Consider the following 24389-nt stretch of genomic DNA (forward strand, 5'->3'; position numbering starts at 1 on the left):
GTCATTGTTCAGATATCTTATTATGACAGTTATTATTAATTGAGCATAATGTGGCAGGTTATTGGGGTCAAATCAATTTGCTAATAGCCATCAAATTCAGTTATCAGATCGATGTTGATAGCCCTCAATTACTATGTATGATAAAAGTGATAGAAAGTTTGGTATGTACAGACGTAGCGTGTAAGATTGCTTATACAGTTTGAGACAGTTCAGTATTTATGCGCGTGATAATATTGATTGATTTTTGACTATATATCAGTATTTAATGATGCATAAAGTATAAGAATAAAAACACAGCATTTATAGGTCATAACAGATTCGAGCATTTCTAATTCTGATGAATTACCCAATACTACTAACTTCAAATAACTAGGTACATATGATGAAAAAACAACCAGCACAGTGGTTACTCAGTGCAGCGTCAGTGGCATCGCCGGTATTATCTTAACCCAAAGCTACGGTACTGCAGTCGCCGAGACCAATACGGGAAGTTTCGTTCAGACCCCTGAGCAAAAGGTCACCACCCGTCAAGTAGCCGCTTTGCTGGATCGCAGTCATTATCTTAATCAGCCTTTAGATAGCAAGACTGGTAGCGAAATCCTATCAATGTATATCGATAGCCTTGACCCAAACCATACGTTGTTTTTGCAATCTGATGTTGATGAGCTGAAGAAAAAACACGCTGAAGACTTTGGTGCTCGCCTAAAGCAAGGTGATCTATCTGCAGGGGTAGAGGTGTTTGATCGTTACCGCAAACGCTCAAATGAGTACTTTGCGATGGCCACCAAGATGCTCAAAACAGATATTGATTTGACAGGTAATGACACAATCATTCTTGATCGTGAAAAACTCGGCCATTTTAAAACCAAAAAAAGAGCAGCGCGATTACTGGGAACGTCAGCTAAAGTTTCAGTTGATGAGTATTACGCTCGGTCAAGAAGACGAAAAAGCCAAAGAGAAAGTGTTTTTAAGCAACCCAGATATTACTCGCGGACAAGACTTGGTACGTAACGATGAGCGTACGCCAAATGAAATTTTGCAAAATCGTTTGTCGCGTCAACAAGAACAGTTTAAACGCCTCAAAGATGATGAAATCATGGAAACCATCTTAAATACGGCGATGCTGACCTATGATCCGCACAGTAATTACTATGCACCGATTCAAGCGACGGAATTGCAAATCCAGTCTAGTCTTCAGTTGGAAGGCATAGGTGTCTCTATTCGTCCAGATCGCAAAAATCCGGATTATACTCGTATTGTGACTTTGGTCGATGGTGGTCCAGCCGCTAAGTCGGGTCAAATCAAGCCCAATGACTTGATCGTCGGTATCGCAAAAGATGGCGAAACTATGACGGACGTGGTTGGTTGGTCAACGCGTGAAATTGTCAGCTTGATTCGCGGTAAACGCGGTACATCAGTCACACTGAAACTACGTCAACCTAATACACCAGATGCTAGCGCCCGTACGGTCACTGTGGTACGTGATATCATCCAGCAAGAAGAGTCCGGCGTTACTCAGCGAGTGGTAGAAGTGCAGCGTCCTAATATTGATAAGACACCAAAGCGTATTGGCGTACTTGAGATACCAAGTTTTTATTTAAACTATCGGGCGCGTCGTAATGGTGAAGACTATCGTAGCGTCAGTATCGATACTGAAAAAGCGTTAAAAGAGTTGAATAAACAAAATATCGATGGTCTAGTGGTTGATTTGCGCAACAACCCTGGCGGCTCATTGGATGAAGTTGCAAGATGCTAGGTTTCTTTATCAAGAGTGGACCACTGGTACAGATTCGTGATAATCGCGGTAACATTCAAGTGTATCGTGACAACGATGGTGGCGAGCAGTTGTATGATGGCAAAATGTCGGTCATTACCAACTTAGCATCGGCATCAGCCAGTGAAATCTTTGCCGCTGCTATTCAAGACTATGGTCGCGGATTAGTAGTTGGTAGTACGACAACTGGTAAAGGCTCTGCGCAGATTCAGCTCGATAGCTTAGCTTTAGGCTCTGCCACCTTAACTCAGCGTAAGTTTTATCGTGTCACTGGCGGTAGTACGCAAAATAAAGGTGTCGTACCAGACGTTGAGTTAGTCAATATCTATGATGATGCAACCTTTGGCGAGCGCGCTCAGAAAAAAGCATTACCTTGGGATACGATCAGAACGGCGCCGTATAAGCCTGAAGGGAAGTTTACCAGTGATACGTTGGCGACGCTCAATCAACAGTCTAAGATTCGCCAACAGAAAGACCCGCAATTTACTTATCTGTCGACGCTAAATGATATTCGTAACATGGATGATGAAAAGAAACCTGTTCGTTTAGATATCAATAGCCGCCGAGCTAAAATGCAACTGATTGAGAAACGCTCATTAGAAGCAGAAAACAAACGCCTTATCGCAACTGGTGAGCGTCCATACTCTAACTGGAATACTTATCAAGCAGCGATGGACGCAAAGTTTGAAGAACGTAGCCGTATGAAAGCCGCTGAACGTCCAGAATTACCAGAGGATGAAGCGTTTATCAATGAGGCAGCTTACCTCATGTTCAGCGCTGAACCTAAGACAATGCTTAGCCCTGAAGAGAAGCTATAATGTGAAGTTATTATAGCGTTACGTAATCTATGTAAGCATATGCTTACATAGATTGACGTTTAGACCTCTTACCAACGAAGGGTCAATCTGCGACTATAACTGTACGGCACGATTGAACGAAACGGTTCATTGATACTAGGGATTGGTATCTTAAAGATCGCACTAGGGATAAGTAGTTTGCTGATTAAGGATGATAAGGCTGGATGCCTGTCAGTTATGAGATACCCCGGGATTAGGTATCACGTAACGCTAACATGGATGGTTGGTAATAAAAGCCGCATGACGCTTGTCGTTATGCGGCTTTGTTACGTCTGGATATTAATAATGTTTATAGCGGATTCTTTGAATAGATAGTATTAAAGTTGAGCATATTTATATTAATTCGAAACTTGCCATGAGATAAGCATAAAAAAGGCCAGTAACCTGATCGGCTACTGGCCTTTTAGATTAGATGATAAATCTAATAACTTATCATCTAACCATTGTCACTACACTCTAGAAGAGATTAGTGCTCAACGCCACCTGCACCATGTACATGGCCATGGTTTAGTTCGTCTTCAGTTGCTGCACGTACTTCTTGGATTTCAACATCAAATGTCAAACGCTTGCCAGCCAATGGATGGTTTGCATCAACAGTAACTTCTTGATCGTTTACAGCAGTCACAGTAACCAACATTACTTGGCCACCAGCTTCTGACTGGAACTGCATACCAGGCTGAATGTCATCAACGCCTTGGAAGTTGTCACGTGGTACGTGCTGTACTGCTTGCTCTTGGTATTCGCCGTAGCCATCAGCAGGTTCAACGACTGCATTAACTTTTTCGCCAGCAGACTTACCTTCTAATTGTGCTTCTAGGCCTGGGATAATGTTGCTGTGACCATGTAGATAAGCAAGTGGCTGACCTTCTGGTGACTGGTCAAGGATATTGCCTTCGTCGTCTTTTAGTGTGTAATTGAATTTGACGGCAGTGTCTTTTGCGATAGTAGTCATAAAATATCCTAAATATATCTATGTAAAAAAATTAAATACGGTTGCAATAAACCTAAAAAAAGCCAATCTGCAAGCCAAAAGGCCACGTCATTAGTCAATTATCATCAGTTTATTAAAGTAACTTTAGCAGTTAGCATCTTTAATTGAGATGGCCCACATAACTTTCAAGGCAAAAAACATAAAAAAATGCCAATTAATGCCACAATTTACAATAATAACTGCTATTTTCTATAGTTAATGCATAGCTATTGGCTATTCATGGTTTAGGAGTTGCTTTTTTAGAGCAGGACTTCTAGCATAATTATAAAAATAAGGATGAGAGACACGATGACTGCATTTGCCAATACCACTACTAAACAACCAGCGAGCAATGTTTCAACCAATCATAATGCTACTAAGGCTAAAACGATAGCTGATATAAGCTATCAATTTGATTTTGCCCGTTTCTACGAGCATTTGGTCGATGTATCCCTGAGCTTTACAGCAGTATCCGACGCTCCCCAGCTTTGGTTACCAGCGTGGATACCAGGCAGTTATCTAATGCGCGAGTTTGCTCGAAACATCACTGCGGTACATTATCAAATAGTAGAGGCTCAAACAGCGGATAGTAACAAGCAGCCAGAGACTTACCGCGCGCAAAAAAATTGACAAAAATACATGGCAGCTACCAACTGTGCAAGCAGGGCAGACGGTCATCGTCGAGTACGAAGTCTATTGCTATGACTTGTCTGTACGTACAGCCTATGTCGATCAGCAACGACTTTATGGTAATTTCACTTCACTTGCGCTCGCCGTCGAAGAGCAAGAGCAAGCGCCTGTCCAAGTTAGCTTGATTGTGCCTGATACATTTTTTTGTAGACAAAGAAAGTAGCAGAGTACTGTTGGCCTGTGGTTTGGACGCTACGCACTTGCAAGTCGATCAACAGCAAAAAGGCAGTCAGCAAGCGAACAGTTATCACCTCTATAAGTTACAGGCATCGAATTATCACGAGCTGATTGACTATCCATTCGAAATCGCAGAACAAGAAAAGTTTGATTTTATTATTCATGATAATGAGCATCAGACGCTACATCATAGTTTTTACCTGTCAGGTAAGCAGAGTGCCAATCTAGGTCGATTGCAGCAGGATATTACTCAGATTTGTCAGACCTATGTAGATTGGTTAGGCGATGCGCCATTTGATGATTATACCTTTATGACCTTTGCCAGCGGTCAAGATTATGGTGGGCTTGAGCATATCAACTCTACTAGCCTTATTACCCCGCGCAATGACTTGCCAAATGCCAATGAACCAAAGTTACCAAGTACAGATTATCAGCGGTTTTTAGGCTTATGCAGTCATGAGTATTTTCATTCATGGTGGGTTAAGACGGTACGTCCTGATGTCATGATTGATGTCGATTTGCGCCGTGAGGCATTTACACCATTACTTTGGGTGTTCGAAGGGTTTACGTCTTATATCGATGACTTTATGTTGCAAGCGTCAGGCGTGATTGATAAAGCCAATTATCTGCGACTGCTAGCCGAGCAAATCAATCGCTACTATCAGACCCCAGGGCGCGGTAATCAAAGCGTGGCAGAGTCGAGCTTTGATGCTTGGATTAAACTGTATCGTACCGATGAAAATACAGGCAATGCGGGTATCAGTTACTATAACAAAGGCGCGTTGGTCGCTCTATGTCTGGATCTAATCTTACTCAAAAATAGCGACGGTCGTTATCGTTTATTTGATGTGGTCAAAGCTTTTTATACACAGGCCAAGCAGAACGACAGTAAGCGGATTGGTATCAGTAGTGCTGACATGGGCTCTGTTATTGAGCAGTTTATGCCGCTAGCAGAATGGGAAGATTTTGAACGCCGTTATGTCAACGGGGTAGAAGAGCTGCCAATTGAAGCGTTGCTCATTGCAAACGGTGTCAAAATACAGGCGAATACTAAAGAAACCGCTGACAAGCATGTGCCTTGGGGTATGCGATGTAACGAAACGCCAGCTGGGCTCAAGGTCAATCGTGTGATGCGAGATAGTCTGGCGGCTAGAGCTGGTATTTCAGCACATGACGTTATTATCGCGATTGACGGTATCAAAGCGGATACGAAACAACTTACCACTTTGGTTAATACAGCGCATCCTGTCGAGTGTTATTTATTCCGCCGTGATGAGCTGATGTGTGTTCAGATTCAACCCGAAACGACAACTAAAGTGAAGCCGCGAGATGAGACAACTGGCATGACTGGAGCAGTACCTCCTCATAAAGTAAGCCTACGCTTAGCAAAAGAAGATAAGACTCTAGAGAATGATAATGAGCAATTAAAAAGTGAGGCAGGTTGGGAGACATGGCTTAATGTTATGAAGCGGTAGCTTTGATGCTATATCAAATACCTTTCCATACGAAAAACCCTTCCATATAAAACTCTTCCGAGCATTCATGCTTAGAAGAGGGTTTTTTTAATAACTTTCAATATTGTTGATATGTCTAAGCAACTTAAATGCTCGATAGGTCAGAGGTTGGAGAGATATACATTTACTGCTCTTTAGCTCTGTTATCTAGATTATCTGAGTTATCTGGATTCTTATTATCGGTAGTTTCATGCTCAATGTTTTCATCTACAGAGCTATCGTCTTCGTTGCTACTTGCAGCCTCAAGCGCAGCAATCCAGTTTTTCATCACATCAATTTCAGTTTGCTGGTTATCAATGACGTCTTGAGCTAACTGACGCATCTCTTCATCTGTCCCATATTCGAGCTGAACTTTTGCCATATCAACAGCGGCAATATGATGCGGTAGCATACCGCGTGCAAATGCCATATCAGGCACGGGATCAGCCACACCCAAAGTCATTTCGCCATGCATATTTTCCATGTTTTTAGCATATGCTTGCTGCATTGCCACAGTATTTGGCTTAGGTTTGGCAGCATCAGGATGGCTAGCCAACCACTTGTTTAAGACATCGATTTCAGCTTGCTGGGCCGTAATGACATCTTGAGCAAGTTGGCGCATCGCTTCATCAGTACCATACTTGAGCTCTATTTTTGCCATCTCTACCGCGCCGCGATGATGTCCCAACATGCCTTTAGCAAAAGCGGTATCGGGATCGTTATACCTCATCCCAATCATCATCTCGTCATGCATTCTAGTCATCGATCTCGTATAGTCTCTGAGCATATCGCTCATTTGAGACTCATCACTGACACTGCTATCGCTATCATTTGTTAGAGTATCATCTGCCATACCGTCATGCTCAGCATGTGGCATATCAGTCACGGGCGGTGAGGTTTCTTCCGCAGGATTTGATTGGTTGTCCTCAGTCGTTGGCTGACAGGCGCTCAATACAAGCGCCGCAGAAATGCTAGTGACCAACGAAAGAAAACGACGAGAAGCAATCATGACATATCCCTATTGCGAAAAAAACCAAACGATAAATGGATAATACCTATTATACATAATCAATTACGTGCTGAATGTTAGCAGATAAACCTTACCCATTCGAGACACTATGTTTAACAGGTCGTAATATATTAGTGTCAGAGCTTTATATTAGGGGCTAAACAGCTAAATAGCCAAACAGTGTGAACTAATCAACAATATATAAACTTAAAACTATCTAAACTAGCTAGAAATACCTAGCTGACGACAGTGTTCGCTAGTTAGATGAACGCGTACAAACTCCCCAACAGCTAACTCACCTAGCTCAAATCCTGCCACTGACCAACGTATCAAACGCAGACAAGGCAGACCGACATGCGCTGTCATACGTCTAACTTGGCGATTTTTACCTTCATATATTGTCAGCATTAGCCATGAGTCCGGTACGCTTTTACGCTCACGTATTGGCGGATTGCGCTGCCAGAGTACCATCGGTAGCTCATTTTCACTGACGTGTTTGACCTCAGCAGGTAGCGTTTTACCATCTTTTAAAACCACGCCACGTTTGAGCTTATTGAGTTGCTCAGCAGTAGGGGTTCCTTCTACTTGCACTAAATAAGTTTTACCTTGTTTGCGCCCTGCATTGGCTTTTGGCGGATGAGTAATTGCTTTATTAACTCGACCATCATCGGTCAAAATCAGCAAGCCCTCTGAAGTGGCATCTAGCTACCAGCAACTCGCAAAGCCTTGTCAGTAAAGTATTGCGATAGGGTGGTGTGATCGTTATTACTGTCATCTCTAAACTGACTTTGCACGCCGTAAGGCTTATTGAATAAGATGAGACTAGAAGTAGACATAAAACGGTGTTTCCTAGTTTGTGATGGACAATGAATCATTGTAGCGTATGTTTTGTGATGCAGAGCTAGTATTAAGCGACAAGACTACGGGCGATATATTTAACGTGCTGTATGCTACGTGACCTGCTACAAAAGTAGGACAGCGCTTGTATAAATTTGCTGTTATCCTAAATCCGCATTCTGATAGTGGTATTTATATTTTTAATAGAGAAATATCTACTAGCTGCAAGCGATAATTATTGTTTGGGTCTTTATTTTAATTTTTTTAGCTTCGAGCTATTTTTAACATTGTTTAAATCAATGCCGCAAGTGTCATACTCATCAAAGCTTTGCTTAACCGATAAGCGCCCAGAGCGTTACAACTATAATAAAACGGTTAGCATAATAAAGTGTCTAGTTCGCTTGCGACGTCCAACATACAACCAAGGAGTATCATCGATGTCATATGATAAGGTTATCGTGCCAAGAGACGGCGAAAAAGTGACCGTAAACGCAGATTTAACATTAAATGTTCCCAACCATCCGATCATTCCGTTTGTGGAAGGTGATGGAATCGGTGTAGATATCACGCCTGTCATGATAAAAGTAGTCAATGCTGCGGTTGATAAAGCGTATCACGGCAAGAAGTCTATCATTTGGATGGAGACGTATCTTGGTGAAAAGGCAGCGAAAGTATATGACGGCGATTATTTGCCAAGCGAGACGCTAGAGATTCTAAAAGACTACGTCATTAGTATCAAGGGTCCATTGACCACGCCAGTGGGTGGTGGCTTTAGTTCGTTAAACGTCGCAGTGCGCCAAAACCTCGATCTGTATGTCTGTCAACGCCCCGTACGCTGGTTTGAGGGCGTACCAAGCCCAGTGCAGCATCCAGAGCTGACGGATATGGTTATTTTCCGTGAAAATACAGAAGATATCTACACGGGTATCGAGTGGAAAGCGGGCAGTGATGATGCCAAAAAAAGTTATCAATTTCTTAAGAGATGAGATGGGTGTGACCAGTATTCGCTTCCCTGAAGACTGCGGCATCGGTATCAAGCCTGTCTCAAAAGAAGGCTCTCAGCGCTTAGTACGCAAAGCGATTCAGCATGCCATTGATAATGATTTGCCAAATGTGACCCTAGTGCACAAAGGCAATATCATGAAGTTTACAGAGGGCGCGTTTAAGGATTGGGGTTATGAGCTAGCGGCAGAGCGTTTTGGTGCAGAGTTATTAGATGGCGGTCCATGGATGACTATGAAAAATCCAAAAACGGGTAATGATATTATTATTAAAGACGTCATCGCTGATGCGTTTTTGCAGCAGATTTTGATGCGTCCTGCAGACTATTCTGTAGTGGCAACGCTCAATCTAAACGGTGACTATATCTCTGATGCCTTGGCGGCTGAAGTAGGCGGTATTGGTATCGCGCCTGGCGCAAATAAAGGCGGCGCGATTGCTGTTTATGAAGCGACGCACGGTACTGCGCCTAAGTATGCTGGTCAAAATAAAGTAAATCCAGGTTCATTGATATTGTCTGCTGAGATGATGCTTCGTGATATGGGCTGGACGGAAGCAGCTGATCTTGTTATCAGTGGTATCCAAGGGGCGATTGCCAACAAAACAGTCACGTATGATTTTGAGCGTCTGATGCCGGATGCTACCTTACTGAGTACTTCTGAGTTTGGTAAGGCGATTATTAAGCATATGGAAGCCTAAGACTACTTAAACGCTAAGCATTCTATTTTATTGTTATGTACAAAAAGCCGCCTGATTATATAGGTGGCTTTTTTTATTTCACTTTTTATAAAGATTTTAGAAAACACAAAAAAACACCCCAACGTTCGAAGACGGTTGAGATGTTCTTTTACTAAGACTTAAACCCGCTTAATCGCTTCTGGGTATAAAAACCAAAAGCGATTAGGTTTAATGGTCTAAGAGCAATCGCTTAAATTATAGCGATGCCAAAGTCTCGTTAAATAGAGCGCTTGGACGCATTGCTTTCTTAGCCAATTCTTCATCAGCATAGTAGTAGCCTTTAATGTCTACTGGCTTGCCTTGAGCTTGGTGAAGTTCTTTAACGATGGCTTCTTCGTTCTCTTTTAGCTTTTGCGCAAATGGTGTAAATTGCGCTTTTAGCTCGCTATCTTGATCTTGCGCTGCAAGCTCTTCAGCCCAGTACATTGCTAGATAGAAATGGCTACCACGGTTGTCGAGCTCGCCAGTTTTACGTGATGGCGACTTATCGTTTAGTAGCAGTTTCTCTGTTGCTGTATCTAGCGTGTCTGCCAAGATTTGAGCTTTAGCATTGTTGTCGTTGTTTGCTAGATGCTCCAAAGATACCGTCAAGGCCAAGAACTCACCAAGTGAATCCCAACGTAGATGGTTCTCTTCTGTCAGCTGCTCAACGTGCTTCGGTGCAGAACCACCAGCGCCAGTTTCAAACAAACCGCCGCCTTTCATTAGTGGTACAACTGATAGCATCTTGGCACTGGTACCTAGCTCTAGGATAGGGAACAAGTCAGTTAGGTAATCGCGTAGGATGTTACCGGTCGCAGAGATAGTATCTAGACCACGAGCAACGCGCTCTAGCGTATAACGCATCGCACGAACCTGAGACATAATCTCGATATGTAAGCCAGTAGTATCATGATCTTTTAGATAGGTTCTAACTTTTTTTTGATTAGCTCGTTTTCATGTGGACGGTATGGGTCTAACCAGAAGATAACAGGCGTATCTGATTCACGAGCACGGCGTACAGCAAGTTTTACCCAGTCTTGAATAGGCTCATCTTTAACCTGACACATGCGCCAGATATCACCTTTCTCAACACGTTTTTCAAGTAATACTTCATCAGTATCAATGTCGACGATGCGTGCAATACCAGCATCGCTAGACTCAAAAGTCTTGTCGTGCGAGCCATATTCTTCAGCTTTTTGAGCCATTAGGCCAACGTTAGGAACGGTGCCCATTGTTTTTGGATCAAAGTTACCATGCCATTTGCAGAAGTTAATCATTTCTTGGTAAATACGCGCAAAGGTAGACTCTGGCATGACGGCTTTACAGTCATACATTTTGCCATCAGCACCCCACATTTTACCACCTGAACGAATCATCGCTGGCATAGAAGCATCAACGATTACATCACTTGGTGAATGGAAGTTGGTGATACCTTTTGAAGAGTCAACCATCGCCAGACGTGGGCGATGCTCTTGACACGCATGTAAATCACGCTCAATCTCTTCACGCTTTGAAGCTGGTAACGTTGAGATCTTGTCGTACAAATCTGCCATACCGTTGTTGACGTTGATACCTAGCTCATCAAAGAAAGCGCCATGTTTCTCGAAGGCTTCTTTGTAGTAGATTCTAACTGCATGACCGAAGACGATAGGATGCGAGACCTTCATCATGGTTGCTTTTACGTGTAATGAGAACAAGATACCAGCTTCGCGGCAATCTTCCATTTCACGCTCATAAAACTCTAATAGTGCTTTTTTGCTCATGACCATCAGGTCGATGACTTCTTTATCAAGCAAAGCAATTTTAGGCTTTAATACTTTTTGAGTACCGTCATCAAGTAACAACTCCATACGTACTGTACGAGCTTTATCTAATGTCATAGATTGCTCGCCATCGTAGAAGTCGCCGCCATGCATGTGTGATACGTGCGTGCTTGACCATTGCTTCCACTCACCCATAGAGTGTGGATGCTTGCGTGCATAGTTTTTGACGGCTTTAGGAGCGCGGCGATCTGAGTTACCTTCACGCAGTACTGGGTTCACTGAACTGCCTAGCTTTTGCCATAGCGCTTGCGTAGCTCTTTTTCTTCGTCAGTTTGTGGGTCTTCTGGGAAGTTAGGGATGGCATAGCCTTTGCTCTGTAGCTCTTTGATAGCAGCTTTTAACTGCTGTACAGAAGCACTGATGTTTGGCAGCTTGATGATGTTGGTGTTTGGATCTTGAGTCAGACGACCTAGCTCAGCTAAGTTGTCAGGAACACGTTGCTCTTCGGTCAAGTATTCAGGGAATTCAGCCAATATACGCGCTGCAACAGAGATGTCGCTGGTTTCAACTTCAACGCCTGCCGTTTTAGTGAATGCTTCGACAATAGGTAAGAACGACAGAGTCGCCAGCGCTGGGGCTTCGTCAGTTTTTGTATAAATAATTTTTGACATTTTAGTTAGATCTTCCTTTAGGCTGTAGTTAATAATAAAGCTCAAATATAGTGTTGAATATGCGTCAATGATACTATGCAATAATCCATGATATGGTTAGAACAAGTACTTCATATGTAGCTTCTTAGAAATTTTTAAGACAGGTCAGACATTTTCTTTTAATAATATTCATGAAAAAAAGCATTTAAAGGCAACACGTTAACGGTCGGTGCAAAATTGCCTAAAAGTGAATCACTGACGCTACATTATAATCAATCCACTATAAATCCGATAGGATGTCAATCGTATACCATGAACTAAGTATACTGTTTTAGCTCGTATCCTATGGTTTCGAATTATACTAAGCTAATAACAACCTTATTCTACCAGTCATCGGCTTCGATATCATCTTTTCCATACAACTACTGTTTTTTTCATGACGTTTTATATTGATCTCACTGCCTATGAGCGCAGTCGTACAAACCACCCGCGTTATCGTTGGTGGTTTTTTATTGGATGCAGATAAGTTTTTGCAAATTGTGACAGCAATGACGTAAAAATTTGCTAGTCTAGGTCATCAATAGATTGGTTATCGATAAATATATCGCGATTATAATAGTGACGGTGAATATGAGTTTAGAGTATGCGCTGATTAATGATACCAGCTGGCAGAGCCAAACAGAGTGGCAGACGCCAGATACCCCTTTTATGTCATTCGCTTTTTGGCAAGCGCTGACTGACACACGAGCAATTGGTGAGCAGGCAGGGTGGCTACCAATATTTATTTTGGTACATCGTGTCACAGGCGCTACTAACAGTGCGGATAGTGAAGATAACACTGATACCTTAGTAGATAGCACAGCAAAAAATACATTGCAACCTGTGGCTGTCATGCCAGTATTTATAAAAGGTCATCATCGTGGTGAGTTTGTATTTGATCATGCATGGGCAGAAGCTTATGCGCGCTATGGCGTTGATTACTATCCGCGATTGGTCACTAGCGCACCATATACACCGATTACTGGCCAAAGGATTTGGTTGGCAAAAGGTGAAACCTTAAATGAAGATATCTTCAGAACGGCCATCGCAGGTATCGATGATATCGCTCAACAAGTGGGGGCCTCAAGCTGGCATGGACTGTTTGTGACACCTAATTTGGCCTCTATCGCCACCACATCTATGCCAACTGAAATTGATGTAGAGCTTGCGATAGCGGCTCAAGAAAGCGGTGTAGAGTCAGCTGCTATTGAGCTACCGATATTTGAGCGTCAAGGCTGTCAGTTCTTATGGCAAAACAAAGACTTGCTTAATGACCGTAAGCCATTTACAGATTTTGATGCGTTTTTGATGACCTTAAAAGCCAAAAAGCGTAAAACCATTCGGCTGAGCGCCGTAAAGTTGCTGAGCAGGACATTAGTTGCCAGCGCAAGTGCGGCGATGCTATTAGCGATGCTGATTGGAAAGCCTTTTATCATTGTTATGTGATGACCTATGCAGTACGCGGACAGCAGCCTTATTTGACGATAGATTTTTTTATGGCATTGGCAGCGAGCATGCCTGAGCATATAATGCTTGCGCAAGCACGCGACGCCAGTGGTGAGATTATCGCGAGTAGTTTGTTCTTATATGACAGACCTGATAGCGACAATGTTGATGGTGATAAGGCTGATGGCGTTAATAATGCCACCTTATATGGTCGTTACTGGGGTGCGCTAGGTGAGTATGACAGCTTGCATTTTGAGCTGTGCTATTACCAAGGTATTGAGTTTGCTATTGAGCAAGGGCTGATGTCTTTTGATCCTGGTACGCAAGGCGAGCATAAGCTGGTACGTGGTTTTATCCCAACGACGACACATTCTATCCATCGTATCTATGATCCGCGTTTTGTACCGGCGATTGGCGATTTTTGTGCCAGAGATCGGCTGCATATGGCGCAGTACCGTCAGCAGGCCTTTGAAGCTTTGCCTTTTAATGCAGACAATATGCCTGAATTTGACGGCAGTGCTTCATAGCATTGATTCATCACGGTAATCAGCTTTGACTCACTCTGCTTTTATTCGTATGTACCTTTTAACTATCAAACACCCTATAGAAAATACTAGCCGTAAACTATGACCAGCAATTCTTTTAGTTCTACCAGTGGCCTACCTCCTACTGAACTCTTGCCTTGGCTCAATGCTGAAGGTTCTCTGACTGCGATGCTTGAGGTAAAAGCGGGTCAGCCGCTACGTGTCGAGCGTAGCTTTGAGGGTTATCGCTCATTGTCATTGGCACAAAAACGACAGTTGGGTGTACGAGGCGCTATGCTAAATCGTCCGATGCTGGCGTGGGTACGCGAGGCGCAGCTATATGGTAATGATGAGCAACCATGGGTCGAGGCACAGAGTATCTTTCCGTTACCCAGTCTCAAAGGGCGCGCCCGTCGTCTGCAACAGTTAAAAGGTACGCCCATCGGATATGTGTTGTTTAAGCGCAGTCGCACCTTGCCCAATCAGCGCTTTATCCAACACACGGGCGCAGGCTGGCAACGACAAACACGTTATGATTGGTATGGGCGCACGCTACTGATTAGCGAAACGTTTTTAGCTTCATTTTTAAAATGAGCACACTCGTAGTATATAGTCAGACCAATATGAAAAAGATACAGCGGGACTGGGATAAGTTTTTTGCAGCCTCTGTCGGCGCAGGCACAGCAAGCCAGAAAAATTTATACCAGTTTCGCGTTATTAAACAATGTGTCAGTTTTATTTAGTATCGACTATAAGTTAGGATATTAATAAAAATATTGTTTTAACCGTATGGGTGAGCCGCCAGTAAATACTTTATTTTATTGGCTATTTATCTGCGTGATATAGCCATTTAAATTGCTCAGCTTGCTGTGAGGTTTTTTTGCGCTCGCAGTACAAATTTTCATGTTACACTTAATCTTTAGCGATGATATCGATGCATTTATATGTCGAATTTATTGCCTATAATGGACGAGTTAATAACAAGGCCAATTGCCTTTGCTTGCCTATTTTACCTCCTTTTACTACTCGCTTCTTTTTCATAAACACTACCATTAACGATAGCCACTACCTAGGACATCACTATGTTTAAAGATATTTCTATCAAAGAGTTTGATCCAGCACTTGCTGAAGCCATGGCCGCAGAAAGCGTTCGTCAAGAAAATCACATAGAGCTTATTGCCTCTGAAAACTACTGCTCGCAAGCAGTGATGGAAGCACAAGGCACTGACCTTACCAACAAATACGCTGAAGGTTATCCAGGTAAGCGCTATTACGGTGGTTGTGAGCACGTCGATGTGGTTGAGCAATTGGCTATTGATCGTGCAAAAGAGCTGTTCGGTGCTGAGTACGTCAACGTCCAGCCACACTCGGGTAGCCAAGCAAACTCTGCGGTATTTTTAGCGTTGCTTGAAGCCAATGACACGGTACTAGGCATGAGCCTAGACGCTGGTGGTCACTTGACGCATGGCGCGCATATTAACTTCTCAGGTCTGAACTACAACGCCGTACAGTATGGCTTGGTCGAAGGCACTGGCCTTATTGATTATGACCAAGTAGATGCTCTAGCACGTGAGCACAAGCCTAAAATGATCATCGCGGGTTTCTCAGCATACTCACAAGTAGTCGATTGGCAGCGTTTCCGTGACATCGCGGACGAAGTAGGCGCTTACCTGTTAGTCGATATGGCTCACGTTGCAGGCCTAGTTGCTGGTGGTGTTTATCCAAACCCAGTACCTTTCGCTGATGTGGTTACAACGACGACGCACAAAACTCTACGTGGCCCACGCTCAGGTATGATTTTGTCGCGTGATGAAGTATTGGCTAAAAAGCTAAACTCAGCTGTATTCCCAGGCAACCAAGGTGGCCCGTTAATGCATGTCATCGCGGCAAAAGCGGTTTGCTTTAAAGAAGCGTTAGAAGATAACTTCAAAACGTATCAGCAGCAAGTAGTGAAAAACGCGCAAGCAATGGCAAAAGTGGTTCAAGAGCGCGGCTATGAAGTCATCTCTGGTGGTACTGAAAACCATCTAATGCTGATCAGTCTCGTTAAGCAAGAAATGACGGGTAAAGAAGCGGACAAATGGCTTGGTGAAGCACACATCACTGTCAACAAAAACGCTGTACCAAACGATCCAAAATCACCATTCGTGACTTCTGGTATTCGTATCGGTACACCAGCTATTACTACTCGCGGTTTTAACGAAGCACAAGCGGGTGAGTTGGCAGGTTGGATCTGTGACGTACTAGACAGCCGCGGTGATGAAGCGGTTGCTACTGAAGTGCGCGCTAAAGTAGAAGCTATTTGTGCACAATTGCCAGTTTATGCTAAAAATCAGTAAACTTTAGAATGGTAATAAAAAACCGCTAAGCTTTTGCTTAGCGGTTTTTTTGTTATTGCTCTCTATAAATATTAGAGCATTTAACGCAAACCTATATTGGTATTGCTATTTAGCTCTTTTTAATTATATTTCAGTCTGTTATTTAACCTGAAGACTACTACCGACATTTTTCGATAAGTGTAGTGAGCTTGATTGAGTTCCGCTATTAGTTTTAAAGAGCTAAGTTGACGTTTAATTAAGAAAAATATGTAAATCTCTTTGTTCATACAAAACTATTAGTATATAGTCAGTATTGAACATTTAGTAATAATACTAATACAAATTATAATAAATAGTTACACTTTGTATTAGTATCGCTGTAATTGATTGAATAATTATATAAATGTTATTTTCACTAAAGGGATTTACATGAAAAAAATAATCTTTAGTCGCAACGATGCTATTACTCAGCACGACTCTTGCGCAAGCAGCAGAACAATCAGGTTTAGCAGCATTTAGAGCAGGTCTCGATGGCTTTATGGCCAATATATTTGGCTGGTTCGTCGACCTTATTTTCTTTTCAGTACCTCTTGGAGACGTCAGCTTCCCCCTCATTGTGGGTTGGTTATTAGTTGCCGCACTCGTATTCACTTTTTACTTTGGATTTATTCAGTTTCGTCAAATAGGCCTGTCTCTAGATATTGTCAGAGGCAAATATACCGATCCAAATCCCGCCAATAAAGAAGAAGGCGAGGTCAGCCATTTTCAAGCCTTAGCTACTGCTCTATCAGGTACCGTTGGTCTTGGTAACATCGCAGGCGTTGGTGCAGCGCTTGCTATTGGTGGACCTGGCGCTACCTTTTGGATGATTATGGTCGGCCTATTCGGTATGGCGACTAAGTTTGTAGAATGTACGCTAGGTGTCAAATACCGTACGGTACTACCATCTGGCGTCGTATCAGGTGGCCCTATGTACTACCTAAGCCGCGGTATGGCTGAACGTGGTATGGGCGGATTAGGTAAGTTTCTGGCTGTTGGTTTTGCACTCATGTGTATATTGGCGACCTTTGGTGCCGGTAACATGTTCCAGGGTAACCAAGCCTTTGCAGTCATGAGCTCTACTTTTAGCATTCCAACGGACTACAGTGTATTCTTTGGTATTGGCTTAGCGTTTTTAGTCGGTATGGTTATCATTGGTGGTATGCCTCGCATCGCAACCGTTACCGAAAAAGTCGTACCCTTTATGGCTTTGTTATACATTACTATGGCAGTAATCGTACTGATTGCTAACTTTAATCATATTGGCACTACATTTGGCGAGATTTTCTCGGGTGCCTTCACTGGTGCTGGTGTAGCTGGTGGCTTTATTGGCGCATTGATTCAAGGTTTAAAACGTGCCACTTTCTCTAACGAAGCGGGTGTTGGTTCAGCCGCTATTGCTCACTCAGCGGTAAAAACTAAAGAGCCTGCTACTGAAGGTTTAGTAGCGCTATTAGAGCCTTTCATTGATACGGTTGTTATCTGTACGATGACGGCGCTTGTTATTACTATCTCTGGGGTGAACACTGCCGCAAACTTGCAAACCCAAGCGCTTACTGGTGTGGATCTAACCCGTGCAGCCTTTATGGAAACGGCACCTATCTTCCAGTATTTCCTAGCGGTTGCGGTATTGTTATTTGCTTTCTCAACGATGATTTCATGGTCATACTATGGTCTAAAAGCTTGGACTTACCTTTTCGGTGAAGGTAAAGGCGGCGAGATGATATACAAACTTATCTTCTTAATCTTCGTTGTTATCGGTACTATCGTACAGTTCAGCTTCGTTATCGACTTCTCAGATGCGGCTCTATTCGCTATGGCTATCTTTAACATCATAGGTCTGTACTTCTTGATGCCAATTGTGAAAAGAGAGGTTAATTCTTTCATAGCGCGTGTGAAAAGTGGTGAAATTAAGAAGTATAAATAATAGGTTCGATTGAACACTCTATTATAACTTGATAATTAAAAAAAGCCCGCCAAGATGAGTCTTGGCGGGCTTTTCGATGGCTGGTATTTGTTATTTGCTAGATAGCTGTTAAGTTCTGATCTGTAACAGCATCAGCCTACATAAACGGCAGTTTAGTAAAAATCTGCAATATCGTGGCATTGACGATATCAACAAAGAACGCACCAACCATTGGCACGATTAGGAATGCTTTAGGTGAAGGCAAATAGCGATCGGTGACTGCCTGCATATTTGCAATTGCAGTCGGTGTCGCACCCATACCAAAACCACAATGCCCCGCTGATAATACAGCCGCGTCGTAGTCTTTACCCATAATTTTAAAAGTAATCAGGTACACGTAGATAATCATAATGATGGTCTGTACGACCAATATGACTAGCACAGGGCCTGCCAAATCGGTCAATTGCCACAGTTTTAATGATAACAATGCCATCGCCAAAAATAGACTTAAAGACGCATTACCAAGTACATCAATTGAGCGGTCAAACATATCAAAATTGAAGACCATCGTTAGCACATTGCGAATGATGACGCCGCCTGCCAATGCCCATACGAAAGTAGGCAGCTCAAACCATGTACCTTCAGCAACGATGGCCATCACATCGGCAAAAGCCAAAGCACCTGCGAATAGTGCCAAGGTTTCGATAGTAGAAGAAGCGGTGATAAAGCGCATGCTATCAGGCCTTTCAAAGATATCTTTATTACTACCTGCAGACTCCTCATCGTGTTTGGTACTATATAACGACTGTGCACCAGCAACTTTTTCGATATCGCTAGGATCAGGGTTGGCTGGCGTTGGTTTTAGTCCAAGTCGGTTAATCAAGCGACGGGCAACAGGACCACCAACGATACCACCCGCGACCAAACCATAAGTAGCAACCGCGATACCAAGCGTCGTCGCACCGACCACACCATAGTCTTGTTCTAACGTAATGCCCCAAGCGCCTGCTGTACCATGACCACCTGTTAGAGCGATAGAACCTGTCACCAGACCGAGCAAAGGATCAAGTCCTAACGCACTTGCCATAGCCACACCAACGACGTCCTGCAATACAATAAACACTGAAACAACGATAGTAAAAATCAATAATGGTGTGCCGCCTGCTTTTAATCGACTAAAATCAGCGCTCAGACCGATGGACGCAAAGAACATCAACATGGTGGCGGTCTGTAATCCTTGATGAAAGTTAAAACTATATCCCCAAACCATATTGAGAGCATAGACAACAATCGCCGCGACCAAACCACCAGCAACCGGTTCTGGGATATTAAAGTCTTCTAGAAACTTTACTCTCCGCACCAAAAACCGCCCAAGAAGCAGTACTAGGGTGGCCAATATCAGGGTGTAATAACCGTTTAAGGTAATCTCCATAGGTTAATCCTTTCTATAAAATAAATTAACCTGAATTCGGGATAAATATGGCTTTATCTCGAATTCAGGTTTCTATGATGACGAATAATTATCGGTGACTATCGGCGGTCAAGCTTGCAATATATAGGCTGTTAACGACTAATTTTCTAACGCATAAGCTTCATTCTCAGATGGCACGATGATCCACAATTGTGGTTTGCCAAATTCTCTAAAGGCATCCTCAATGATGCTTTTAAAGACATTGAAGTCCTCAGTGTTTATCCTTTTGACGTCTGTCAAATCAAGCCTTAAATGAATTGCCTCACTGTCTGTTAGACAATCCCATGCACTGTCCCAGTTGTGTGAAAAATAACTAGGGAAGTCACAGGCCTTGCCTAAACTCGTCAATAGCTCAGTTTTTTTCGAGCGTGTCACCTACGGCTATAGTAACAGCCTGCGCAGGAATGCTAGTACCCAGTGCTGTACCGTTTTGGTTAATGTGGTCTTGATTCACGTGGCTTTGATTAACGTAGTGGATTGCTTGGTTCATACTGTCTCGATTCATATCGGCTTGGTTCGTATCCGCTTGTTTCATATTAGCTCGTTTCATATTAGCTCGTTTCATATTAAGGCACCTGTAGTCTTTGGAAACTATCATAATGGTTGATAGTCAAGTAATAGACAGTAGGTGGGTTACCACCTGTGACGATACGCCGTGCGCCGCGATGAGAGACACCAGGGGTGGGTACAGTATATTCGCGGTAGTAGCCTTGTGACTGGGCGGGTAGTCTGCCTTCACGGTTATAAAACGTCGTGCCATCTTTATTTGGATATGGAAACGGACCACCTTGCTGAATAAGCGCAATCGTATTATCGACCTGTGCGTCACCTGTTATACCAGCACGGGCGACTTGGCTTGTATTATTATTTACGTCCTGCGATACCGTTGTCGACTCGATGCTATCAGCAAACAATGTCGAATTTAAATCGCCAAAGAAATAGAAAGCGACGGCGATTATAGCGATAAGGCTAAATAGTGTAGAGCCTAAGCTTCTTTTATTGGGTCTGCTGTTTTGGCTGCTACGATTTGAATTACGAGTTCTGTGATGGCTATTTCTATTGGCATTAGTAGGGGTATAGCTTGGAACATCTAATGCATTATCTTGGTCAAGGCTCAACGAAGATGAGGTCACTTCAGTGGCTCTCAATTGATTTTTGTCGTTACGGGCACTGTTAAAATAGACACTTTGTCCAACCGTTATAGGCTTCGCCAGTCTTGCTTTGCTAATATGAAAGAACACATCTTCACTTTGATTATCTACATCGATAAAGCCATAGCCTTTATCTTCATTCCAGTGCTTAATCTTGCCACTTTGCATAGTCGTACCGCTCCCTATAATTTAAATGCATTGACTAAAATATTTATGATTTAAACGAAGAAACGCCAGCATAATTGCTGACGTTTCTGATTACTCGTTTTGATAGTCGATGCTAGTATGATTAAGCACGAGTTTCGCCATGACCATAAACAATCCATTTCTGTGAAGTCAGACCTTCGAGACCGACAGGGCCGCGCGCATGGATTTTGTCCGTTGAGATACCAATTTCAGCACCGAGACCGTATTCAAAACCATCAGCAAAACGGCTAGAGGCGTTAATCATAACGCTGGCCGAGTCCACTTCACGGATAAAGCGTTGCGACTTGGTATAGTTATCAGTGATGATGACATCGGTATGATGGCTGCCGTGCGTATTGATATGCTCAATCGCCTCATTAATACCTGAGACCACTTTTACCGCTAGGATAGGAGCTAAATATTCAGTATCCCAATCTTCAGAGGTGGCCGCTGATAGATGACCTTTAAGCTTAGCATTTTCATTTAGGATAGCTTGTGACTTATCATCAAGGCGTAGTTGCATTGCGTCATCAGCAGCGACGATGGCTTCTGCTATTTTAGGTAATAGCTCATTAGCGACTGCTTCATCAACCAGTAGCGTCTCCATCGTGTTACAAGTGCCGTAGCGATGCGTTTTGGCATTGACGCTGACTTTGATCGCAATCTCAGGATCCGCATCACTATCAATAAAGGTATGGCAATTACCATCTAAATGCTTGATCACAGGGACTTTGGCATCGTTGCTGATACGCGCAATCAGACCTTTACCACCACGTGGCACGATGACATCGACATATTCAGTCATGGTGATCAGCTCACCAACGGCTGCACGATCGGTCGTCTGTAGCACTTGTACGCTATGTTCTGATAGATCAGTATGGCTAAGACCTTTAATGATACATTTGGCAATGGCTTGATTAGACTCAAATGCTTCAGAACCACCGCGTAAAATAATGGCATTGCCTGACTTGAGTGCCAGTGAGGCAGCCTCTAATGTCACATTGGGGCGCGACTCATAAATCATACCGACCACACCAAGTGGCACCCGCATTTTGCCCAGATGAATACCCGATGGCTGATAGGTCATGTCAGTGACTTCACCGATTGGGTCAGGAAGGCCAGCGACGTCTTTAAGACCTTGTAGCATACCGTTAAAACGTGCTTCGTTTAGCTCCAAGCGGTCGAGGAGTGCACTATCAAGATTGTTTTTTTGACCGTTGTCCATATCGATTTTATTGGCAGCCAATATGTCTTGTTTGGCATTGACCAGCTCATCATGAATGGCCAAGAGTGCTGAGTTTTTATCGCCAGTGTTGGCAGCAGCCAGTGCGCGAGAAGCGGCTCTTGCTTGCTTGCCGACAGACTGCATATAGGTCGTAATATCCGTAGTATTCGATTGACTCATAAATTATTTTCCTTATTTGATACAGGTTTTTTTATAACTAAAAGCGCCCAGTTTTATATAGGTAAAAGCACCTAAAAAGGCGAAAAATATCGCAAAAAAAAGAAGTTTTGAATGCCTACTTAGATAACGGTAGGTCATTATGCTATTTAACATAGAGCAGATTGGGACGATAGTAAAGATGATTTTGTGAACAGAATCCGCTTTGCAACGCTCTTGTAAGGGCTTATTCAAAGTAATATTGCTCGTGCTAAGCGGTATTTATTTAGAATAACCGCGTTATCAGTACTACACTATATCTTTACGTGTTTTTAACAGAATTGCGCTGTAAATACTAAGGTAGCTGCGAGATATCCTCAGTATAGTAAGCATTAAAACAGCAAGGCTATCAGTAGATAGTACTTAATCTTATTATGACGAGTGATGGAGAAAGAACATGGCTACGAAAAATACAACTTATAAAAATTGGCTAACGGTTGGCTTGGTAGCAGGTGCTTTGGCATTAGGCGCTTGTAGCAAAAAAAAGACGACACACCGATGGAAACTGAAGCTGATACTACTGTAGATGCTCAAACCTCTGTAGAAGAAAGTGCGACAGCGAGTGACAATGACGATGTGGCCGTTGCTAGTGCCGATAATGAGGGTATGGACGTTACCAATAACGATGATGTGGCAGTGGCGACAGCAGAAGATGCAGATATGATAGATGGTACTGAAGACTCAGAGCATGTATCGACGTACTAATCGCATATTATAGAATGCACTAGCTACATATTAGATGTACTAAGCATATACTATAAATAGGCAGTTATCAGATAACACAACGTCTCGTATTCTAAAGTGATAAAATAAAGCCCAGAGCGATAAATGCAGTCTGGGCTTTTTTTGTATTCGTAGTTTGTTAGAAGCTGATTAACCCGTTGGTTAAATACAATATTTGCCTTTTTACTGCGTAATAAGAGACAATATGGCATTTTTCTCTTTGCCTCATCAGGCATATTACGATAATGCATCTAGATGCTTGTACTATATATAGATATAGCATATAGATATAGCTCTTATTTTATTCGTGTTTTCACTCATATTTATTGGAAGTCTGCTGAACCATGCTTGATACTGCAAAAAACCCGACTCGGCCTATCGCCCTAGACTTACAAGACATCCATAAAAGCTACGGCTCATTAGAGGTATTAAAAGGGGTATCCCTAACTGCCTATGATGGCGATGTTATCTCTATTTTGGGCTCATCTGGCTCAGGTAAGTCGACGTTGCTGCGTTGTATTAATCTTCTAGAAAACCCCAATCATGGTCGTATCTTGATCGGTAATGAAGAGCTGATGCTAAAACCTGCCAAGTCAGGTGAGCTACAAGCAGCAGACGTGAAGCAGCTAGAAAGCTTGCGCGCACGCGTCGGGTTTGTCTTTCAGAACTTCAACCTGTGGCCGCATAAGACAATTCTACAAAACATCATCGAAGGGCCAACGCAGGTCTTAAAGATTAAAAAAAGACCAAGCAATTAGTGATGCAGAAAAGCTGCTCGATAAAGTAGGCCTGCTCGACAAAAAAAGACGCTTATCCTGCCAACTTATCTGGTGGTCAGCGTCAGCGTGTCGCAATTGCCCGTGCGCTTGCTATGCAGCCACAAGTCCTATTGTTTGATGAACCAACCTCTGCGCTAGATCCTGAACTGGTCAATGAAGTGCTTGCAGTAATGCGTGAGCTAGCAGAAGAGGGGCGTACGATGCTTATCGTTACTCACGAAATGCGCTTTGCCCGTGAAGTATCAAGCAAAGTCGTCTTTTTACATCAAGGTGTGGTTGAAGAAATTGGCACACCTGAGCAAGTCTTTGATAACCCTACCTCTGAGCGTGTTAAGGACTTTATGGCGTCACACCGTCCTACTTAGTTATTAATTATTAGTTTTACGCTTAATATCATGTCTAATACAGGTGGTGGCAACACACTTGC

At 43.0% G+C, this 24389-nt stretch carries 15 protein-coding genes and 6 pseudogenes; 12 read left to right on the forward strand and 9 right to left on the reverse strand.

The features are described from left to right. Nucleotides 1–382: 382 nt before the first annotated feature. A pseudogene (locus TT11_RS08235) lies at nucleotides 383–2592 on the forward strand (carboxy terminal-processing peptidase). A 505-nt stretch (nucleotides 2593–3097) separates the two neighbouring features. Here the strand turns inward: TT11_RS08235 and TT11_RS08240 are convergent. Further along, nucleotides 3098–3583, reverse strand: coding sequence for a peptidylprolyl isomerase (locus TT11_RS08240; RefSeq protein ID WP_057758283.1), 486 nt, complete (start codon nucleotides 3581–3583; stop codon nucleotides 3098–3100). Nucleotides 3584–3910: 327 nt separating this feature from the next. On the opposite strand from TT11_RS08240, the gene TT11_RS08245 reads away from it, so the two are divergent. The 3 genes from TT11_RS08245 to TT11_RS08255 are packed head-to-tail and all read left to right on the forward strand — an operon-like array spanning nucleotide 3911 to nucleotide 5943. Continuing rightward, nucleotides 3911–4231 (forward strand): hypothetical protein, encoded by a 321-nt coding sequence (locus TT11_RS08245; protein WP_261869987.1) that lies wholly within the window; start codon nucleotides 3911–3913, stop codon nucleotides 4229–4231. Between the two features lie 25 nt (nucleotides 4232–4256). Next, complete coding sequence (locus TT11_RS08250; RefSeq protein WP_261869988.1) at nucleotides 4257–4454, forward strand: hypothetical protein; 198 nt, start codon at nucleotides 4257–4259, stop codon at nucleotides 4452–4454. A 22-nt stretch (nucleotides 4455–4476) separates the two neighbouring features. After that, a complete protein-coding gene (locus TT11_RS08255; protein ID WP_261869989.1) occupies nucleotides 4477–5943 on the forward strand; it encodes a M61 family metallopeptidase in 1467 nt (488 codons plus the stop codon). Nucleotides 5944–6106: 163 nt separating this feature from the next. On the opposite strand, the gene TT11_RS08260 is transcribed toward TT11_RS08255, so the two are convergent. Together TT11_RS08260 and TT11_RS08265 are read right to left on the reverse strand one after the other, a co-directional pair. Then, nucleotides 6107–6970, reverse strand: coding sequence for a DUF305 domain-containing protein (locus TT11_RS08260; protein WP_261869991.1), 864 nt, complete (start codon nucleotides 6968–6970; stop codon nucleotides 6107–6109). 222 nt (nucleotides 6971–7192) lie between these two features. Continuing rightward, nucleotides 7193–7806: pseudogene (locus TT11_RS08265) on the reverse strand (pseudouridine synthase). A 438-nt stretch (nucleotides 7807–8244) separates the two neighbouring features. Here TT11_RS08265 and icd point away from each other — a divergent pair. Beyond that, a pseudogene (gene icd / locus TT11_RS08275) lies at nucleotides 8245–9505 on the forward strand (NADP-dependent isocitrate dehydrogenase). A gap of 234 nt (nucleotides 9506–9739) precedes the next feature. On the opposite strand, the pseudogene TT11_RS08280 reads toward icd, so the two are convergent. Then, a pseudogene (locus tag TT11_RS08280) lies at nucleotides 9740–11960 on the reverse strand (NADP-dependent isocitrate dehydrogenase). Nucleotides 11961–12569: 609 nt separating this feature from the next. Here TT11_RS08280 and TT11_RS08285 point away from each other — a divergent pair. The 4 genes and pseudogenes from TT11_RS08285 (at nucleotide 12570) to TT11_RS08300 (ending at nucleotide 18232) form a co-directional block, all read left to right on the forward strand. Then, nucleotides 12570–13951: pseudogene (locus TT11_RS08285) on the forward strand (GNAT family N-acetyltransferase). A gap of 99 nt (nucleotides 13952–14050) precedes the next feature. Further along, on the forward strand, nucleotides 14051–14542 hold the full coding sequence (locus TT11_RS08290) for a chorismate lyase (RefSeq protein ID WP_261869996.1): 492 nt from the start codon (nucleotides 14051–14053) through the stop codon (nucleotides 14540–14542). A 488-nt stretch (nucleotides 14543–15030) separates the two neighbouring features. Beyond that, complete coding sequence (glyA, locus tag TT11_RS08295; RefSeq protein WP_101205555.1) at nucleotides 15031–16287, forward strand: serine hydroxymethyltransferase; 1257 nt, start codon at nucleotides 15031–15033, stop codon at nucleotides 16285–16287. Nucleotides 16288–16723: 436 nt separating this feature from the next. Next, complete coding sequence (locus TT11_RS08300) at nucleotides 16724–18232, forward strand: sodium:alanine symporter family protein (protein ID WP_101205556.1); 1509 nt, start codon at nucleotides 16724–16726, stop codon at nucleotides 18230–18232. A gap of 136 nt (nucleotides 18233–18368) precedes the next feature. Here TT11_RS08300 and gltS read toward each other — a convergent pair whose 3' ends face one another. From gltS to TT11_RS08325, 5 genes are all read right to left on the reverse strand, one after another. Then, a complete protein-coding gene (gltS, locus tag TT11_RS08305; RefSeq protein WP_057758303.1) occupies nucleotides 18369–19643 on the reverse strand; it encodes a sodium/glutamate symporter in 1275 nt (424 codons plus the stop codon). Nucleotides 19644–19781: 138 nt separating this feature from the next. After that, a complete protein-coding gene (locus TT11_RS08310; RefSeq protein ID WP_261869999.1) occupies nucleotides 19782–20057 on the reverse strand; it encodes a barstar family protein in 276 nt (91 codons plus the stop codon). Continuing rightward, nucleotides 20035–20232 carry a hypothetical protein gene (locus TT11_RS08315; protein WP_261870001.1) on the reverse strand — a complete coding sequence of 66 codons (198 nt, stop codon included), beginning with the start codon at nucleotides 20230–20232 and terminating at the stop codon, nucleotides 20035–20037. Before TT11_RS08315 ends, TT11_RS08310 begins: the two co-directional genes overlap by 23 nt. Nucleotides 20233–20248: 16 nt before the next feature. Continuing rightward, nucleotides 20249–21001 carry a ribonuclease domain-containing protein gene (locus TT11_RS08320; protein WP_261870002.1) on the reverse strand — a complete coding sequence of 251 codons (753 nt, stop codon included), beginning with the start codon at nucleotides 20999–21001 and terminating at the stop codon, nucleotides 20249–20251. A gap of 121 nt (nucleotides 21002–21122) precedes the next feature. Further along, nucleotides 21123–22424, reverse strand: a complete 1302-nt coding sequence (locus tag TT11_RS08325; protein WP_261870003.1) for a glutamate-5-semialdehyde dehydrogenase — start codon at nucleotides 22422–22424, stop codon at nucleotides 21123–21125. 433 nt (nucleotides 22425–22857) lie between these two features. On the opposite strand from TT11_RS08325, the gene TT11_RS08330 reads away from it, so the two are divergent. The 3 genes and pseudogenes from TT11_RS08330 (at nucleotide 22858) to TT11_RS08340 (ending at nucleotide 24327) form a co-directional block, all read left to right on the forward strand. Beyond that, the gene (locus TT11_RS08330) at nucleotides 22858–22986 is read left to right on the forward strand and encodes a hypothetical protein (protein ID WP_261870004.1); all 129 of its coding nucleotides are present in this window, start codon (nucleotides 22858–22860) and stop codon (nucleotides 22984–22986) included. Then, a complete protein-coding gene (locus tag TT11_RS08335) occupies nucleotides 22959–23165 on the forward strand; it encodes a hypothetical protein (RefSeq protein WP_261870006.1) in 207 nt (68 codons plus the stop codon). The genes TT11_RS08330 and TT11_RS08335 overlap by 28 nt, the downstream gene beginning before the upstream one ends. A gap of 362 nt (nucleotides 23166–23527) precedes the next feature. Then, nucleotides 23528–24327, forward strand: a pseudogene (locus TT11_RS08340) (ABC transporter ATP-binding protein). Nucleotides 24328–24389 lie beyond the last annotated feature (62 nt).

The sequence above is a fragment of the Psychrobacter sp. JCM 18901 genome, from assembly GCF_000586435.1.
Taxonomy (GTDB): domain Bacteria; phylum Pseudomonadota; class Gammaproteobacteria; order Pseudomonadales; family Moraxellaceae; genus Psychrobacter.

Coding starts and splice junctions, on each gene's coding strand:
- TT11_RS08240 (WP_057758283.1), bottom strand. CDS start 3,583: ATGACTACTATCGCAAAAGACACTGCCGTCAAATTCAATTACACACTA.
- TT11_RS08245 (WP_261869987.1), top strand. CDS start 3,911: ATGACTGCATTTGCCAATACCACTACTAAACAACCAGCGAGCAATGTT.
- TT11_RS08260 (WP_261869991.1), bottom strand. CDS start 6,970: ATGATTGCTTCTCGTCGTTTTCTTTCGTTGGTCACTAGCATTTCTGCG.
- TT11_RS08290 (WP_261869996.1), top strand. CDS start 14,051: ATGACCAGCAATTCTTTTAGTTCTACCAGTGGCCTACCTCCTACTGAA.
- glyA (WP_101205555.1), top strand. CDS start 15,031: ATGTTTAAAGATATTTCTATCAAAGAGTTTGATCCAGCACTTGCTGAA.
- TT11_RS08300 (WP_101205556.1), top strand. CDS start 16,724: ATGCTATTACTCAGCACGACTCTTGCGCAAGCAGCAGAACAATCAGGT.
- gltS (WP_057758303.1), bottom strand. CDS start 19,643: ATGGAGATTACCTTAAACGGTTATTACACCCTGATATTGGCCACCCTA.
- TT11_RS08315 (WP_261870001.1), bottom strand. CDS start 20,232: ATGAAACGAGCTAATATGAAACAAGCGGATACGAACCAAGCCGATATG.
- TT11_RS08320 (WP_261870002.1), bottom strand. CDS start 21,001: ATGCAAAGTGGCAAGATTAAGCACTGGAATGAAGATAAAGGCTATGGC.
- TT11_RS08325 (WP_261870003.1), bottom strand. CDS start 22,424: ATGAGTCAATCGAATACTACGGATATTACGACCTATATGCAGTCTGTC.
- TT11_RS08330 (WP_261870004.1), top strand. CDS start 22,858: ATGGCTACGAAAAATACAACTTATAAAAATTGGCTAACGGTTGGCTTG.
- TT11_RS08335 (WP_261870006.1), top strand. CDS start 22,959: ATGGAAACTGAAGCTGATACTACTGTAGATGCTCAAACCTCTGTAGAA.